Raw genomic sequence first — 16251 nt, forward strand, 5'->3', positions numbered from 1 at the left:
TCCTGCAGATTACGGTGGGGAGGCTGCCGTCCAACGGCCCTCCCCACTGCCTTTTTTATTTGGAAGTTATCATCATGCGGATTATTTTGATTAAGCGTTGAACTGTACGGAGGAAAGCATGTCGACTAAGTACATCTTTTTCACAGGTGGTGTGGTCAGCTCAGTGGGCAAGGGTGTCACTGCGGCAGCGATCGGCAGGTTGCTGAAAGAACGCGGCTTCAACGTCACAGCCCAAAAATTAGACCCATACATTAATGTTGATCCCGGCACGATGAGTCCCTATCAGCACGGTGAAGTGTACGTCTTGGATGATGGGGCCGAAACCGACCTGGACCTGGGCCATTACGAGCGGTTCATCGATACCAGCCTGAACAAGGTATGCAACTTCACAAGCGGTCAGGTATATGCTGAGGTGATCACCAAGGAAAGGCGCGGTGATTACCTGGGCGGGACAATCCAGGTCATCCCCCACATTACCAATGAAATCAAGCGCCGCATCATGCTGGTTTCCAAGACCACCGGGGCAGAGATCGTTTTGGTTGAAATCGGCGGCACGGTGGGTGATATTGAGTCGCTACCTTTCCTGGAAGCGCTGCGTCAGATGCGCTCGGATATCGGCCGGGAGGACACCATTTATATTCATGTGACATGGCTGCCCCATATTGGCGCGACAGATGAGCTGAAGACTAAACCCACCCAGCACTCGGTGGCCGAGCTGCGCTCGATCGGCATCGCACCCGATATGATCGTGGCGCGCTCCGATTACCCGGTGGGCGAAGACCTGTGCGATAAGATAGCTTTATTCTGCGATGTAGAGAAGAAGGCAGTCGTCCCGATGGTGACGACGCCAATTCTATATGAAGTACCTTTGAAACTTGAAAAGGCCGGGGTAGCTGAATATTTGCTTAAACGGGCTGGATTGGCAGCCCGCCTCCAGCCTGATTGGACCGGCTGGGAAGCCCTGGTAAAAAAGGTAGCCCTCCCCAAGCCGAAGGTGAAGGTTGCCCTGGTTGGGAAATACGTCGAATTACATGATGCCTATATGAGCGTTAGGGAAGCGCTGCACCATGCCGGGCTTGCTCTAGACGTTGAAGTGGAAATCCTGTGGGTGCACTCTTCGGACCTCGAAAAAGGGCGTGGTTGGGAAGAGATCGAGCAAGCGCATGCCATCCTGGTGCCCGGAGGCTTTGGTTCACGCGGCATCGAAGGAAAATTACAGGCCGCCCGTTACGCTCGGGAGAAAAAGGTACCCTATCTTGGCCTGTGCCTGGGGATGCAGCTGATGGTGGTCGATTTTGCGCGAATGATCTTTAAAAACGAGACACCAAACTCCACCGAGTTCGACCGGTCTACCCCCTACCCGGTGATCGACCTGATGCCCGACCAACGTGGGGTGATCGATATGGGTGGGACGATGCGGCTGGGCTTGTATCCCTGCCAGCTTCAACAGGGCTCGATCGCCGGTGATGCCTACCAGCAAACTCTGGTGCAGGAACGCCATCGGCACCGCTTCGAGCTCAATAATACCTATCGCGATATTTTGGTAGAGAACGGGATGCGCTTTTCGGGGATTTCACCCGATGGCAGGCTGGTGGAAATCGCTGAACTGGATGATCATCCTTTCATGGTGGGCACGCAGTTCCACCCTGAGTTTCTATCTCGCCCGAACCGACCCCATCCACTCTTCGTGGCATTCATCAAAGCCGCCAAAGATAGGGCAGGTATCAATTAATCACCAGCCTTTGAATTCTGTTTCTTTCTTGAATCTTTACTCTCGGGAAAAAACGGCTGGAAAACCTGTCTAAATGCGGTAAAATAGTGGCTGTTTTCACAAAGCAAAGATCATCACATTATTGTGATGTAAATTTCCGAAAAGAATAGAGGCAACAAATGGAAACATTAATTGAATCTGTGTTGGGCCGTGAGATCCTTGATTCACGAGGTAACCCAACCGTGGAAGTAGAAGTGGTGCTATTGGATGGTTCGATGGGCCGGGCAGCCGTCCCTTCGGGTGCATCCACTGGGGTGCATGAAGCCCTGGAGCTGCGTGATGGTGATAAGGGGCGCTACATGGGCAAAGGCGTGACCAAGGCTGTGGAGAATGTCAACGGGGCAATCTCCGAAGAGCTGAGTGGTTGGGACGCTGCCGACCAGAAGATGGTCGATACCATCCTGCTCGACCTGGATGGTACGCCGAATAAATCAAAGCTGGGGGCTAATGCCATGCTGGGGACCAGCCTGGCAGTTGCCAAGGCGGCTGCAGCATCCCTGGGGATGCCCCTTTACCGCTACATTGGCGGGGTGTATGCCCATGTGCTTCCCGTCCCGATGATGAACATACTCAATGGTGGCGCGCACACCGGCTGGCAATCTACCGATGCACAGGAGTTCATGGTCATGCCCCTGGGAGCCCCAACCTTTGCTGAAGGACTGCGCTGGAGTGCGGAAATTTATCACAATTTAAAATCCGTGCTGAAAGAACACGGTTACACGGCCCTGGTGGGTGATGAAGGTGGATATGCCCCAGCATTGAAAGCAAATAATGAAGCAGTGGAAATTATCCTGACCGCTATCGAGAAGGCTGGATATAAACCCGGTGAACAGATCGGAATTGCCCTTGACCCCGCCGCTTCTGAGCTATTTGATGAGGAAACCCGCACGTACAACTTGCGGAAAGAAGGAAAGAAGCTCACCGGTGAGCAAATGGTAGCCTTCTGGAAATCCTGGGTAGACCAATATCCCATCGTTTCGATTGAAGATGGACTGGCCCAGGATGATTGGGAAAGCTGGGTACTGATGACAAAAGAGCTGGGTAGCCGGATTCAGGTCGTAGGTGACGACCTGCTGGTGACCAATCCAGAACGGGTCCGTCGGGCGATCAAGGAGAAAGCTGCCAATGCCCTGCTGGTCAAGCTGAACCAGATCGGCACCCTAACAGAAACGATCGAAGCGGTTGAGACCTGCCACCGAGCTGGCTGGCGAGCTGTCACCTCCCATCGCTCGGGTGAGACGGAAGATACCACCATCGCTGACCTGGCAGTGGCCCTCAACATGGGCCAGATCAAGACTGGTGCACCTGCCCGTTCCGACCGGGTAGCCAAGTACAACCAGCTGCTGCGGATTGAGGAAGAATTAGGGGAGACCGCTAAATACGCCGGCTGGGAAGCCCTAAGGCGGTAGGAAAAAGCAACGGCGCATCTCACGATGCGCCGTTTTCATTATCAGCTTCTTCCAAGAAGGGTTCCACCACCGTAAACGCCCCACCTGGTTGGGATTGTTCTTCCAGTGGGGCTGGTCGAGTGACGTCATCCATGGTCTTGTTTTCACGCCGTTTTCCTGGGGCAGGTGTGCCGCAATAAGGGCACAGGTTCCACGACAGCTCCATCAACTTGCGACAATGATGGCAAGTCTTCCGTAAACGCATGTTGCAGCTTGGACAGACCATCCAGGCATCCTGAATCTTTCGGCCACACCCAGGGCAGACTGCAACATCTTCGATGGATTGCAGGAGCGCTTCCTCCTCCAGGGTTTGTTGGTATTCTTCCTCCAGCGTGTGGGAAGGGCGCAGGATGAGATAAATAACGATCCCTGGCAGGAATAACAGGGCGACCACAACAATAGCCAGGATGCGCAACAGCTGGTCGCGTGACCTGGCACGGATATCCCGGTAGGTCCAAAAGATCAGGCTAAGCCATAATGCCACCAGGAATGCCAACCCCCAGGCCGTTCCAGCCGTGATAAGATTGTTGATGGTCTGTGGATCAACGATCATCGGATTCTCCCAGGGTTGATTATAGCATCTCGTTATGGAATCATCGGTCTCTTTCAAATGGCTGGATTCAGCCAGAGGAGTGATGGAATATGAGCCGTCAGGAAGCTAATGCATATACGATCAAAGATATGAGTGAAGAGGAGCGCCCGCGTGAGCGCCTGGCAAAGCTGGGTCCTCAATCACTTACCACCGCAGAGCTGCTGGCAATCCTGCTCCGGGTCGGCATGGCTGGGGAGACAGCCGTCCAGGTGGGTCAGCGATTGCTGCAGACTTTTGGCGGTATTTCTGGCATCCACCGGGCATCCTTCGCAGAGCTGAGCGGACAAAAAGGAGTCAAATTGGCCAAGGCAGCCCAAATTAAAGCTGCCATCGAGCTCGGCAGGCGGTTGGTGCTCGAAGCACCCGATGAGCGCCCGGGAGTGCATACCCCTGCAGATGCAGCCGAAATGGTGCAATATGAGATGAGCGCTTTGGAGCAAGAGGAGCTTCGGGTGATGCTGCTCGATACCCGCAACCGTGTGCAGCACATCGAGACGGTTTATCGCGGTAGCGTGAACTCTTCTCAGGTGCGTATTGCAGAGATCTTCAAAGCCGCCATCCGGCGTAACGCCAGCAACGTGATCGTTATCCATAATCACCCCTCAGGTGACCCTACACCCAGCCCGGATGATGTAGCCATCACGCGCGCCATACTGCAAGCTGGCGAGCTGTTGGATATTAAGCTGCTCGACCACATCATCGTTGGTAGTGGTAAGTTTGTGTCTTTAAAGGAAAGAGGGCTGGGATTTTCTTAGGGTAGGCGTGGCTTAGATCGTGCTTACTACATCAAAACTAATAAATTCTCCCGTTGCAGCGAGCCAGTCATAGCAAACATTGTCAATCACAGCCATGGGTGGCCCTTCACGAAGGGCGGCCAGCAACAGCTCAAGATCCTGGTGTGCCCCTTCTGCGGTCACTTCTACCGTGCCGTTCCATCGATTACGCACCCAGCCCCGTAAATTGAGCTTATCAGCCTGTTCCATCACGAAGTACCGGAAGCTTACTCCCTGTACGCGCCCTGCGATGGTGGCATGTAAACGTGAGCTGGTCTCTTCAGTCATTTTTCCATCCTTCTGCGTTAACAATTGTCCTTAAGCCCCAAGTAGGGCCAGGAGGGGGGTTAAAGTAAGTGGGCTGAGCAGTGTGGTGACCAGCACTGCGGTGGTTACAAAGGTTGGCTCTGTCTCAAACTCGGTAGCCAGGATAGTGGTGAGTACGGCTACTGGCATGGCGGCTTCCAGCACCACAGCTTGCTGGGCAACAAGGGTCATCCCGAACAGGCGGGTGAGGCCAAAGGCAATCAACGGAGCGATCAGCAGGCGGATACTGCTGGTGACAACCAGCGGTTTGATATGCCCATCCAGGCGGATGTTGACCAGCTGCATCCCCAACAGCACCAGCATGCAGGGAATGGCAGCATTACTGAGCAAATCCACGGTGCGATCTAGCCCGGTAGGTAGCTGCCAGCCAAACTGTAGGAAGATAATCCCGAAAATCAGGGCATATGTGGCTGGGAATTTTACCAGCCCCTTGATGGCAGACCAAACGCTCATCGAACCTGACGAGGCGATCACGATACCAACCGTGTTGGTAAACAAAGCATTGATCACAAAAAAAACACTGGCGAAAGCCAATGCTTCTTCGCCGAAGGCAAAGCTGGTGAGAGGCAAGCCATAATTGCCAGCGTTCATGAACATGGTGGTGATCATCACTGCAGCCAGGGTGCTGCGGTTGAAACGCAGTACACCGCCCACCAGCCAGGTGAGCAACCCGACGATGACGAGCAGGGTGAGAGCAAAGGCTAGAATCCAAAGGATATCCTTATTGCTCAGCTGGCTATTCATGATCAGGTTAAACACCAATATGGGGCTGAACACATAAAAAACGACCTGCGAGAGAGGTCGTGGAGGTATCTTTAGCCATTTTGCCAGGGCAAAACCGATACAGGCTGCCAGCAGAATAGGGAACAGGTTATTAAAGAACAGGCTGAAGAGATTACTCAATCTTCTTCCTCAGATAGGAAATCATCTGTGTCAACGTCCAGGTCATCCTCTGAGGCAAGCTCCGGTTCTTCTGCGTCTTCTGGAATTTCCAATAACGCCAGATCTTTCATCTCTTCGGTGAATTCCAGGTTTTCCAGGGCATTATCGATCTGGTTGGCTTCTTCATCGTCATCGGTACTTTCCAGCATTTCCTCCAGCCGCCTGCGTACGCCTTCTCCACCCAGCTGGGATAAGGCCCAGATTGAAGCCATGCGTACGTCTATATCACTATCTTCGAGCAATTCCAACAACCTGGGTATTGCGGCGTTAATTTCTAGCTCCCCGGCTGCACTGGCAGCTTCTGCCCGCACAGGTGGGTGCTGGTGGTCTAGCATTTTCAATACTTTTTGGTTCCAGCGTGAATTCGCCGATCGTCCCATGGCAAACAGGGCTGTAACCAGCCAATCCAGGTCTGGGGAGGCATATGCTTTGTTTATTAATTCAGGCACTTCCTTGCGGGATGAGAAACCGAGTGCTTCCAACGCTCTGCGGCGTACCAGCGTAGTATCCGAGCCGGAGGTCAGTTTTAACAGGCATTCCTCGACCTGCAACAGTTTTTTCGGCGAGATGTCTTCCACTTCGCCGAGGTATATATAAGTTGCCAGCGCAGCTGCAGATGCAGCACGCACTTCCGCATCCTGGTCGTGTTCTGACATGTGGATGAAGGTCGGCATCAAGTCTACCAGTTCATATTCGCGCAGGATCTGCACAGCACGCCTACGCACATCCGGTTCGCTATCCTTTAATGCTATGCGTCCTACTTCTTCGAAGCACAGGAGGTCATCAGCCAGATGAAGCTCTTCAAGATCCTCAAGTAATGCGAAGCGCCGCCTGGGTGAGATCTTTGACCAGGTAGCAACCAGTGTGGAGGCATCAGCAGGGTCGAGATCGGAAAATCTGTTCAGGTAGCGTGGTGGAAAAGGCTTGCTCTCATCGAGCAACGCTTCGATCAATAGATTAAAGGGAATCGGTTGATTGGTGGGCATATCATTAAGGTGTGGGGGTCAGGATTGGATTAATGAAATCCTGAGCATTAATATACAGCATCAAAATGATCAGGAGGATAAAGGCTACAGAAGAGACCCATACTTCATATTTGATGGGGATTCGTTTATGGAAGATGAGCTCTGGAAGAGCGAAAAGAATTTTGCCTCCATCCAGGGGAGGGATGGGGAGCAGGTTCATAATACCCAATGAAAAGCTGATGATCGCAAAAAATTGGAATACATTGGCTATCTTGGGGATACCTGGTGTGGTAGGGCTCCTGACGATGTATGAATACATGTCATACATCCCCTTCAGTCCCACAGGACGGACTTCGGAGGCGTTGGTTTGCCCGCTGATCGCTTGCCCGATAGTACTGAATAGCAGGGTGCCATAATCATACAGGGATGTGGCACTTTCAGGGATCGCTCCCAGAGCTTCGAAGGGTTTCATCGGGTTGCTCAATAAGACTCCGATCGCACCCGAGCTGCCAGGGTGAGCCAGTGGCGTGACGGTCACCCCTTTCGTGATGCCATCATGGATAAAAACTACATTCAAGGGTTCTCCCAGGTGGCTGTAAATCTGCGTCTGGGCTTCCTCTTGCGAATGAACTACCACCCCATCGATGCTCACGATCACATCACCGGCTTGCAGCCCTGCTTGAGCGGCGGGTAGGCCTGCTACGACTTCAACAAGCTCAACGCGGCTGCGATCGGGCATCGATCCGATGATGGCGAATACCAGGTAGAACAGGATAAAGGCGGTCAGCAAATTCATTATCGGACCTGCCAACAGCATTAAGATGCGCTTGAATGGGTGAGCGGCCATCATGCCACCCTCAACGTTGGGGTCAGATTCACCCTTCGGTCTGACGAAACCACCAAATGGCAGCCAGTTAATCGTGTACTTGGTACCCCCATGCTCGAATAAGGTCAGGGCCCTGGGTGGGTACCCGAAACCAAACTCTTCGACCTGGATACCGATCGCTTTACAAACGATAAAATGTCCGAATTCATGGACGAAGATTAACACCACCAGACCAATGGCAAATTCGATTATTAATTGGATCGTCATTTTTTCCCTTACGTAGTATTATGTACTGTCCGACCTTAGTAGTTCAAATTAATCAACGAATTATACCTCTCCTGGAAAGATAAACTATCAGAGGCTTGCGATATTGAAACTTTCTAACAGAATTCTAAGGCTGAGATCGGCGCAAAATTATTCAATTGGACGTTTACTTCAGGGATATCATTCTCGCTGGCCCACCAACACGGGCAGTGATTACCTCACTGACTCCGGGAAGCTCGCGCAACTTTCGGCTGATGTGATCTGAGTGAGGCTCAGCACAAATTACATGCACATTTGGACCAGCATCGATGGTGTAACTGGTTGGCAAGCCAGCCTTTCGCCACGCTTGTACTGCTTGAACGACCGCTAATGTGGCGGGTAGCCAGTACAGCAGAGGAGGCTGGGAGGTGCACATTACGGAGTGCATCAGGTTACTGTCTAACTCGACGACTTCTGCTAATGCTCCGAAATCGCGGTTGAAGATAGCATGCCGGCAGTGCTCCAACCTGCGTGGGGCATCCGCCAGGCGGGCTGCCTGCAGCGGGCTGGTGGCAGCCAGCGCATGTCCTACCAGAGAGCTGTGTGATTTTTCAGCCTTGCTTACAATTGCGATGCAGTCCACTAGGTCCCAATGCTCTGGAGGGGCGATGGAAATAGCATACGAATCCAGGTCGTTGGAGCCTGCCTTCCACTCTACAAATCCCCCTGGGATCGATCGGCAGGCTGACCCGGAACCGGTACGCGCCAGGCGGGTGAGCTCTCGCTCATCCAGGCTCAAGCCGGCTGCTTGCGACGCAGCCAGGCTCAGGGCAGCGAAACCCGAAGCCGAGGAGGCAATCCCGGCACTGCTTGGGAAGTTATTCTCGCTGCTCACTCTGGCAAAGGTCGCTATGCCTGCCATGTGACGCACCCGGTCCAATAATTGTATGACTCGTCCCAGGGCCGTGCCCACCTGTACTTTTCCATTTAGGATAAATTCGTCAGCAATCAGCTGTGAGTCAAACTTCACAGAGGTCTGCGTGTGAAGCTCCGCCAACGTTATCGAGATCGAGCCATTGGCGGGGATGTGCAGGTCTTGGTCTGCATCGCCCCAATATTTGATCAGGGCAATATTGGGATGAGCGACGGCCGTGACTGGATTCGTAGAGGCTGAGCCTTGTTGCATGGTCATAGTTTATCATCACGAAGATAAAAAAGCGAACTATCCGATTTGTTGGCTAAGCTATGATGATCTAGCATTTTTAAAAAAATTCCTGTCAATTCTTCCTTGGAGAGAATTGCTTTTCGCATCGTATCGCTGTATACTGAAAAGGAAGTTTTGATCTCCTATCCATTTTTTTGTGAGACATATTCGCAGCTTTGTGAGTACTTGGTCCCCAATAAAAGTACATACGCAGGCAGCTATTTATTGATTTTTCAAAGATAGGCTGTTCCTCATGAAAAAGGTACTATGAAGATAAGATATTTGGTCTTCCCAATAATGTTGCTATCCCTGCTCTGGCTCTCCGCCTGCAGTGTGGTTCAAAGTGTTCTGGATGCTACCCGCACGCAGATAGGTCCAGGCTTGAGTGCCATTCAAACGGTACAGGCGACGGCTGTATGGAACGCGCTAACCCCTGGAGCGAACATGCGCAACAAGTCTCAATCGGGCCCTATCTTGCCCATCAAGCCAACCCGTGTGCCGGAGATAATATTCGAAGATGATTTTTCAAACCCGGATAGTGGCTGGGGTGAATACTCGGACGATTATGGCTCGAACAGCTATTCCAACGGCAGCTACAGCATTTACGTTGAGCAATTAGATTATTGTATTTGGGATACCTTAGGCCGTTCTTTCAGTGATATCGCCATTGAGGTGGATGTTCAAAAAGTGCGTGGTCCTGAGACCAATGAATACGGAGTAATCTGCCGGCTAAAGGATAACGATAATTTTTACTATGCGGGAATCACCAGTGATGGTTATTATGGATTCGGCAAGATGCTGGACGGAGAGTGGGCTGATCTGGGTAAGCATGAGTGGGATTTTAATGACCAGGTGATCGACACCGTCGATGGAGTCAACCACCTCAAATTCACCTGTGATTATAGTGAGATGCTCGAGGAAGTAAATGGTACACACCTGGCGTACGCCTCTGACCCAGATTTTCGGTCAGGCGACATCGGTCTATATGTGTGTGCGTATGATGAAGGTGGTGTGGAAGTGTTATTTGATAATCTGAAGGTGACCACGCCGTAAGCATATCCGGACTAGTCAAAGCCATGCAGTAGTAAAAAAATCAACAGCATAGCATCCATGCAGATAGCTGAAATTCTCTATCTAGCCACGTAAATATTTTCCAGAGCTAGCAGGGTGTCAGTTAAATAAATAGGAGGCAAGCTGCTTCATAAGGACTGGGATGATAATGCCCTGGTAGAAGCAACAGCTCCGATCGGGCTGCAAAACCTAACCGTCGCCTAAGAATGTGTTTTGTGCTTGCTCAGATTTTCTGGTCGAGCTGACGCTCGTATAGATGGTCTTCCAGGTGCAGGTAGCCCAGGATCACCTGGCTCGCAGCCATGCGAAACGGCTCGGGAGGCCAGGGGATCATCGCCCGGTTGACGAACCACACATCCGTCAGGTCGCTCTTGCGTTCAAGGGCCAGGTCAGCCAGTGTGCATCCATTGAGATGGGTCATCGATACCCCATGCCCCACACAGCCCAGGCTGTATATCACCCGTTTATCACCCAGGAAGCCAATCGCAGGCGCCATCTGCATGGGGACCGACACAGGCCCACCCCAACGGTGGGTGATACCAATCCCCTTCAGGTGAGGGAATAACCAGGTGATATCATGCTCAAGGGTGGCAAAGGTTTGGGGATTCAGGTCATGCTCCATGTTTTCACCATATGCCAAACTGACGTTGCTGCCTCCCATGGCGATGCGGTTGTCACTTGTCAGGCGGAAGTAATGTACCAGGTTGCGGGCGTCTTCAATCCCCTGGCGGTTTTTCCAGCCCATGGGCTCTATTTGGGCCGGGGTAAGTGGCTCTGTAACCACCATGTGGGTAAAGGCGGGCACTTGTTTACGCTTCAGCTCGGGGATCAGGTGCGAATATGCATTGGTGGCAAAGATAACTTTCTTGGCGACCACCTTTCCAGAAAGGGTGATCAGGGTGAAGTCAGTCCCGCGCTGGATCTCCAACACCGGGGTTTCTTCATAGACCTGCGCGCCAAATTGCTGTGCCACTCTTTTTAATTCCCTGACCTGCTTGGCAGGGTTCAACAAAGCAGAACGTGGCTCCCACCAGCCTCCAAGGAAACGGGGTGAATTGACCTCGTTTTTGATACCCTCAGCCTCGATCCACTCAATCCCGCTGATCCCCAAGGAGGTCAGGATTTCCAGGTCATGTTGAATACGTTTGACATAGCCCGGCGCGGTGGCAGCGCGCAGGAAGCCAGGATACCAATAATCTGATTGAATGGCATACGTATTGACAAGCTCATCCACATAGTCAACGGCGCGTTCCATATACCGATGGGCTTCAACGGTCTTCTGATGGCCGAACAACGCTTTCGTTACTGCCGGCTCGAGCCCAAACAGGGTCATCGAAAAGCCTCCGTTTCGGCCACTGGCACCAAAGCCTACCACTTCACTCTCCAGAACAGCCACTTCCAGGCCCTGGTCCTGTTTTCGTAGGTTAAACGCAGTTGATAGCCCGGTGAACCCTGCCCCAATGATGGCGATATCGACCTTGAGCTCTCCCACCAGGGGTGGATTGGGGTGATACTCACCGTAATCCGCCAGCCAGAATGATTTATCGCGATAATCTTTCATACGCATCCTCCTTTGGGAATCGGGTGCACGCACTGTTTATTATTGCACAATTCTGAATAATTGATTCATACAATTTATGTAGTTTAAAATCAAGGCTGCTATCTATTGACTCCTGGATAGCTTGATATACTATATTTATATGCCCAATTGATTGCCTGAGGAGGATATCCGTGAATAACTTACTGCTCAATCCTAAAAAGCATAGCCGTTATTATCCTGACGAACGTTCCAGGGAAATCATGCAGAAAACGATTGGCTTTTTTGAGAACAAGGGTAAGCGCCAGCTTAAGAAAGACGACCGGGAGTGCGTTTGGTACGCTGATTTCCTGGAATTTCAGAAACAGGAGAGATTATTCGCTAGCCTGCTGACCCCTGCCGGTTATGGGGAACCAGATTGCCGCTGGGATACCTGGCGGAACTGCGAGTTCAACGAAATCCTGGCTTTCTACGGATTGGGGTACTGGTACACCTGGCAGGTTTCCATCCTGGGTTTGGGACCCATCTGGCAGAGTGAAAACGAAGCGCTGAAACGCAAAGCAGCCCGTTTGCTTGAAGATGGGGAAGTATTCGCCTTCGGTCTCTCAGAGCGCCAGCATGGAGCGGATATCTATTCAACAGAGATGAGCCTGACCCCTGAGCCGGATGGAACTTACCGGGCGAATGGGGAGAAATATTACATCGGAAACGGCAATATCGCTCCGATGGTATCGAACTTTGGAAAGATCAATCCGGCGAGGGAATATGTATTTTTTGTAGCGGATTATCGCCAAAAAGGGTATGAGCTTATCAAAAATGTGACCAACAGCCAATCTTATGTAGCAAACTTTGCCCTGCAGGATTATCCAATCACCGAGTCGGACATCTTATCCAGGGGCCAGGCGGCCTGGGATGCAGCCTTGAATACGGTAAACATCGGCAAGTTCAACCTGGGATGGGGCTCGATCGGTATCTGCACGCACGCCTTTTATGAAGCGATTCACCATGCCGCCAACCGGCATCTCTATGGGATGGCGGTGACGGATTTTCCACACGTGCAGATGATGTTCACCGAGGCGTATGCCCGACTGGTAGCGATGAAATTATTCTCATTAAGGGCAGCGGATTATATGCGTATAGCCAATCAGGACGACCGGCGCTACTTGCTTTACAATCCTGTGGAGAAGATGAAAGTCACTACCCAGGGCGAGCAGGTGATCAACCTGTTGTGGGATGTGATCGCAGCCAAGGGTTTTGAGAAGGACATGTACTTTGAAATGGCAGTCAGGGATATCCGCGCCTTGCCCAAGCTGGAAGGTACCGTGCATGTCAACATTGCCCTGATCGTCAAGTTCATGGCAAACTATTTCTTTTTCCATAAAGAGTATCCGCCCATCGAGCGCCAGTCGGAGCCACGCAATGATGACTTTCTCTTTCACCAAGGACCGGCTAAAGGATTGAGCAAAATCCAATTCCATGATTACGCCACTGCATTTGAAAAGCATGCCCTGCCGAATGTCATCATCTTCAAGGAGCAGCTTGAAATATTCAAATCGATGCTTGCCCAGGCTACACCCACGCCGGAGCAGGCCAAGGACACCGATTTCCTGCTCACCCTGGGTGAGGCATTTACCCAGATCGTTTACGCGCAGTTGATCCTGGAAAATGCTGACTTTTATCACGTAGATGACGACTTGCTGGACCAGATCTTCGATTGCATGGTGCGCGATCTATCAGGCTTTGCGCTAAAGCTTTATTGCCAACCCACCACGAGCACAGCACAGATGGAATTCTGCCAGCAACTCATCCGCCGACCACAGGTAAACCCTGATCGTTTCAAGAAAGTGTGGCTAGACCAGGTGTTTGCCTTGCGTGATGAATATGAGATGAACCCTTAACTAGACGTGGGGATGTTTTGCCAATAATTGGCGAGCCTGATCAATCAGGCCGTTAAATAGCGTCCCTTCGGGCGAGTCAACTCCGCCCAGTTCAGCTACCGTAAGTGGGGTTGAAAATGTGACCATGGGGGTCACATCAGGCACCTTCCCGGACCACAGCTGAGATGAGATCTGGAATATCTCGGCTACTTTTTGGCGTTGTTCGTATTTTTTCCAAAGGTTAATCAGTGGATTTTTATACCATCTCGCTGAAAGTACCCCACTGGCCATAGCCACCACCGAATTGGTCTGAGGCACGCGGCGTAAAAACAGCTCAATGCTGGGTGACCAACCCGGCAAGCTCTGTTCCGCTCCAGGCGAGACAGCTGGATCTGGTTCCACATCACCACGTGGGAAGAGCAGGACCGCGCCTCCATCATTCAACTGCCGGATCGTCGTTTTAACCGTTTGAAGCCGGGAAGGGATATTGTAAGGTACTGGAATGACATGGGCAGCAATATTTGGGAATAGCTGAATGAGAGGGATATCAGAGGCTAATATCTTAAGGTCATCCCTTTGTAAGGCAGCTGCCAGGATGGCAACATCGTAGGCGGCTGGATGGTTACACACGACCATTAACGGTCCACTCAGTGGGATATGACCTTCTCCACTCAATTTACTATCCAGGACGAAGTTTTCCAGGAATACTCTTGCGGCTGAATGCCAGCCATTCCTGGAGATGTTAAGATCTAGATCGACCAGGATCTGTGACATGCGCGTGATGGGTTTATTGAGAATGAGAGCTAATGTACGGGTAAGGATGTTCGACTGCTTAAACCCCATTACCTTTGTAAGCTGATTAAACAGGACTTCCTTAATGACTCCAACTTCCGGTGTGGGCAACGAGGATGGCGTAGTCATCATATTAGTATATCATCAGAATTTTCCTTCATTCTCTTGTAGATGTAGCGAAGACACTTAATGAGTAGATTGGTTAATCGTTGGATATCTGCTTTTCGGTTGCCCATCAGGTCAAAGAATTCAGGTTCAACGATGGTGATCAACTCAGCTGAGGGATAAACCGCCATCATATAAACAGGAAACTCTTGATCAACAGGGGACTGGAACATGCTATTAAGTACTACAAGGTCTGGCATGAATGACCTCATCGTTGGATTAACGTATGAATACTAAATCTGGTCAAGCCTGTTAGAATTGCAGGGTTAAATAATACTTTCCAGTATTCACAGGAGAGAAGCTTTGTCATCAGGGATATCACTGCGTCGAAGCCAGGCGTTTGCCGGTTTCTTCAGCGATCGGGATTTCTATCAGCGCCTGTTCAAGATTGCGCTCCCGATCGCGCTGACGCAATTCATCATGTCTTCACTGAACATGGTCGGTGTATTAATGATCGGCCAGCTGGGAGCTGTACCGGTTGCGGCGGTTGGCCTGGCCAACCAGATATTCTTCCTGTTAAACTTGATGTTGTTCGGCATATACAGCGGCTCTGCCATGTTCACTGCCCAGCTGTGGGGTATGCGTGATATTCCCAACATCCGCAAAGTCCTCGGGCTGGCTCTCAGCCTGGGTCTGGCCGCGGGTGCGCTGTTCCTGGTCATTGCTGAAGCCTTCCCTGTTGCGGCCTTGAGTATCTACTCAAGAGACCCCGCGGTGGTGGCGCTTGGAAGTGAATATTTACGTATCATTGGTCTTACTTTCATCCCCTATGCGATTTCATTCTGCTACGCGGCGGTGTTGCGCAGCACCGGTGATGTGCAGACCCCCCTGATCGTGACGATTGCTTCATTGTCGTTGAATACCGTGCTGAGTTTTCTGCTCATCTTTGGAAAGCTTGGTTTTCCCATGCTTGGCGTGCATGGGGCGGGGGTTGCTGTGCTGGTGTCACGCATGGTGGAGTTATCGCTCATGCTATTCATTACCTACCGCAAACAGAGCGCGGCAGCCGCAAAAATCAAGGAATTATTCAGTTTCGATGCGAGTTTTGCGAAAAAGGTATTAAAGCCAGTCCTGCCTGTGGTGGTTAACGAGATGCTATGGTCGTTGGGGATCACTGCCTATAGTGTCGTTTATGCTCGCATCAGCACAGATTCGATCGCAGCCATGAATATCGTTGGCTCGTTCGAACAGCTGGCTTTTGTGGTATTCAATGGCATTGGGCATGCTTGTGCTGTCCTGGTTGGCAACCGTATCGGGGCGGGCGAAGATGAACAGGCCTTCCGCTACGGCGCCCGTTCTGAAGCGCTGGGTGTGCTGGGAGGGGTGGCAATTGGCTCGCTCATCTTGCTCAGCTCAAACCTGATCCTATATCTCTACAAGGTACCCCCTCAAGTGATCGAATATGCCAGCCGTGTACTCATCATCGTGGGCTCGTTGCTCTGGCTTAAATCTTCCAATGTGATCCTGTTTATAGGCATCCTGCGCAGTGGGGGAGACCCTCGCTTTGCCCTGATCCTGGATGGGCTGATCATCTGGGTGGTTGGGGTTCCGTTAGCCTTCCTTGGAGCATTTGTGTTCCACCTGCCGGTGTATTGGGTATATCTGCTGGTCATGACTGAGGAGCTCACCAAGTGGTGCCTGGGGCTGTACCGGTTTTTCTCGCGTAAATGGATCCACAACCTGGCAATGAGCGTGACGGGCTAAGCCACCTCTGTTCA

15 protein-coding genes are annotated in these 16251 nt (G+C 51.6%); 6 read left to right on the top strand and 9 right to left on the bottom strand.

The window, feature by feature from the left end; translation table 11 throughout:
- Positions 1 to 118 precede the first annotated feature (118 nt).
- The gene (locus C3F13_12330; protein PWB52057.1) at positions 119 to 1732 is read left to right on the top strand and encodes a CTP synthase; all 1614 of its coding nucleotides are present in this window, start codon (positions 119 to 121) and stop codon (positions 1730 to 1732) included.
- A gap of 158 nt (positions 1733 to 1890) precedes the next feature.
- Positions 1891 to 3180 (top strand): phosphopyruvate hydratase, encoded by a 1290-nt coding sequence (locus tag C3F13_12335; protein PWB52058.1) that lies wholly within the window; start codon positions 1891 to 1893, stop codon positions 3178 to 3180.
- Positions 3181 to 3199: 19 nt separating this feature from the next.
- On the opposite strand, the gene C3F13_12340 is transcribed toward C3F13_12335, so the two are convergent.
- Positions 3200 to 3772, bottom strand: a complete 573-nt coding sequence (locus C3F13_12340) for a zinc ribbon domain-containing protein (GenBank protein PWB52059.1) — start codon at positions 3770 to 3772, stop codon at positions 3200 to 3202.
- An 89-nt stretch (positions 3773 to 3861) separates the two neighbouring features.
- Here C3F13_12340 and C3F13_12345 point away from each other — a divergent pair, with 89 nt between their 5' ends.
- The gene (locus tag C3F13_12345; GenBank protein ID PWB52060.1) at positions 3862 to 4566 is read left to right on the top strand and encodes a hypothetical protein; all 705 of its coding nucleotides are present in this window, start codon (positions 3862 to 3864) and stop codon (positions 4564 to 4566) included.
- 12 nt (positions 4567 to 4578) lie between these two features.
- Here C3F13_12345 and C3F13_12350 read toward each other — a convergent pair whose 3' ends face one another.
- From C3F13_12350 to mvaD, 5 genes are all read right to left on the bottom strand, one after another.
- Positions 4579 to 4872, bottom strand: a complete 294-nt coding sequence (locus tag C3F13_12350; GenBank protein PWB52061.1) for an acylphosphatase — start codon at positions 4870 to 4872, stop codon at positions 4579 to 4581.
- A 30-nt stretch (positions 4873 to 4902) separates the two neighbouring features.
- Complete coding sequence (locus tag C3F13_12355; protein PWB52062.1) at positions 4903 to 5814, bottom strand: hypothetical protein; 912 nt, start codon at positions 5812 to 5814, stop codon at positions 4903 to 4905.
- Entirely contained in the window at positions 5811 to 6839 is a 1029-nt protein-coding gene (locus tag C3F13_12360; protein ID PWB52063.1) for a hypothetical protein, read from the bottom strand. The genes C3F13_12355 and C3F13_12360 overlap by 4 nt, the downstream gene beginning before the upstream one ends.
- 4 nt (positions 6840 to 6843) lie before the next feature.
- The gene (locus tag C3F13_12365) at positions 6844 to 7911 is read right to left on the bottom strand and encodes a hypothetical protein (protein PWB52064.1); all 1068 of its coding nucleotides are present in this window, start codon (positions 7909 to 7911) and stop codon (positions 6844 to 6846) included.
- Positions 7912 to 8074: 163 nt separating this feature from the next.
- Entirely contained in the window at positions 8075 to 9079 is a 1005-nt protein-coding gene (gene mvaD, locus C3F13_12370) for a diphosphomevalonate decarboxylase (protein PWB52065.1), read from the bottom strand.
- A gap of 456 nt (positions 9080 to 9535) precedes the next feature.
- Here mvaD and C3F13_12375 point away from each other — a divergent pair, with 456 nt between their 5' ends.
- A complete protein-coding gene (locus tag C3F13_12375) occupies positions 9536 to 10144 on the top strand; it encodes a hypothetical protein (protein ID PWB52066.1) in 609 nt (202 codons plus the stop codon).
- A 241-nt stretch (positions 10145 to 10385) separates the two neighbouring features.
- Here the strand turns inward: C3F13_12375 and C3F13_12380 are convergent, their stop codons facing one another.
- Positions 10386 to 11729, bottom strand: coding sequence for an oxidoreductase (locus C3F13_12380; protein PWB52067.1), 1344 nt, complete (start codon positions 11727 to 11729; stop codon positions 10386 to 10388).
- 233 nt (positions 11730 to 11962) lie between these two features.
- Here C3F13_12380 and C3F13_12385 point away from each other — a divergent pair, with 233 nt between their 5' ends.
- Positions 11963 to 13597, top strand: a complete 1635-nt coding sequence (locus C3F13_12385; protein PWB52117.1) for an acyl-CoA dehydrogenase — start codon at positions 11963 to 11965, stop codon at positions 13595 to 13597.
- On the opposite strand, the gene C3F13_12390 is transcribed toward C3F13_12385, so the two are convergent.
- Entirely contained in the window at positions 13598 to 14497 is a 900-nt protein-coding gene (locus C3F13_12390; protein PWB52068.1) for a hypothetical protein, read from the bottom strand.
- Positions 14497 to 14733: a hypothetical protein gene (locus C3F13_12395; protein PWB52069.1), complete on the bottom strand. Its 237-nt coding sequence runs from the start codon at positions 14731 to 14733 to the stop codon at positions 14497 to 14499. Before C3F13_12395 ends, C3F13_12390 begins: the two co-directional genes overlap by 1 nt.
- 103 nt (positions 14734 to 14836) lie before the next feature.
- Between C3F13_12395 and C3F13_12400 the strand changes: the two genes are divergently transcribed.
- On the top strand, positions 14837 to 16237 hold the full coding sequence (locus C3F13_12400) for an MATE family efflux transporter (protein ID PWB52070.1): 1401 nt from the start codon (positions 14837 to 14839) through the stop codon (positions 16235 to 16237).
- The last annotated feature ends 14 nt before the right edge of the window (positions 16238 to 16251 follow it).

It is taken from the genome of Anaerolineales bacterium, assembly GCA_003105035.1.
In the GTDB taxonomy this organism is placed as follows: Bacteria; Chloroflexota; Anaerolineae; order Anaerolineales; family UBA4823; genus FEB-25.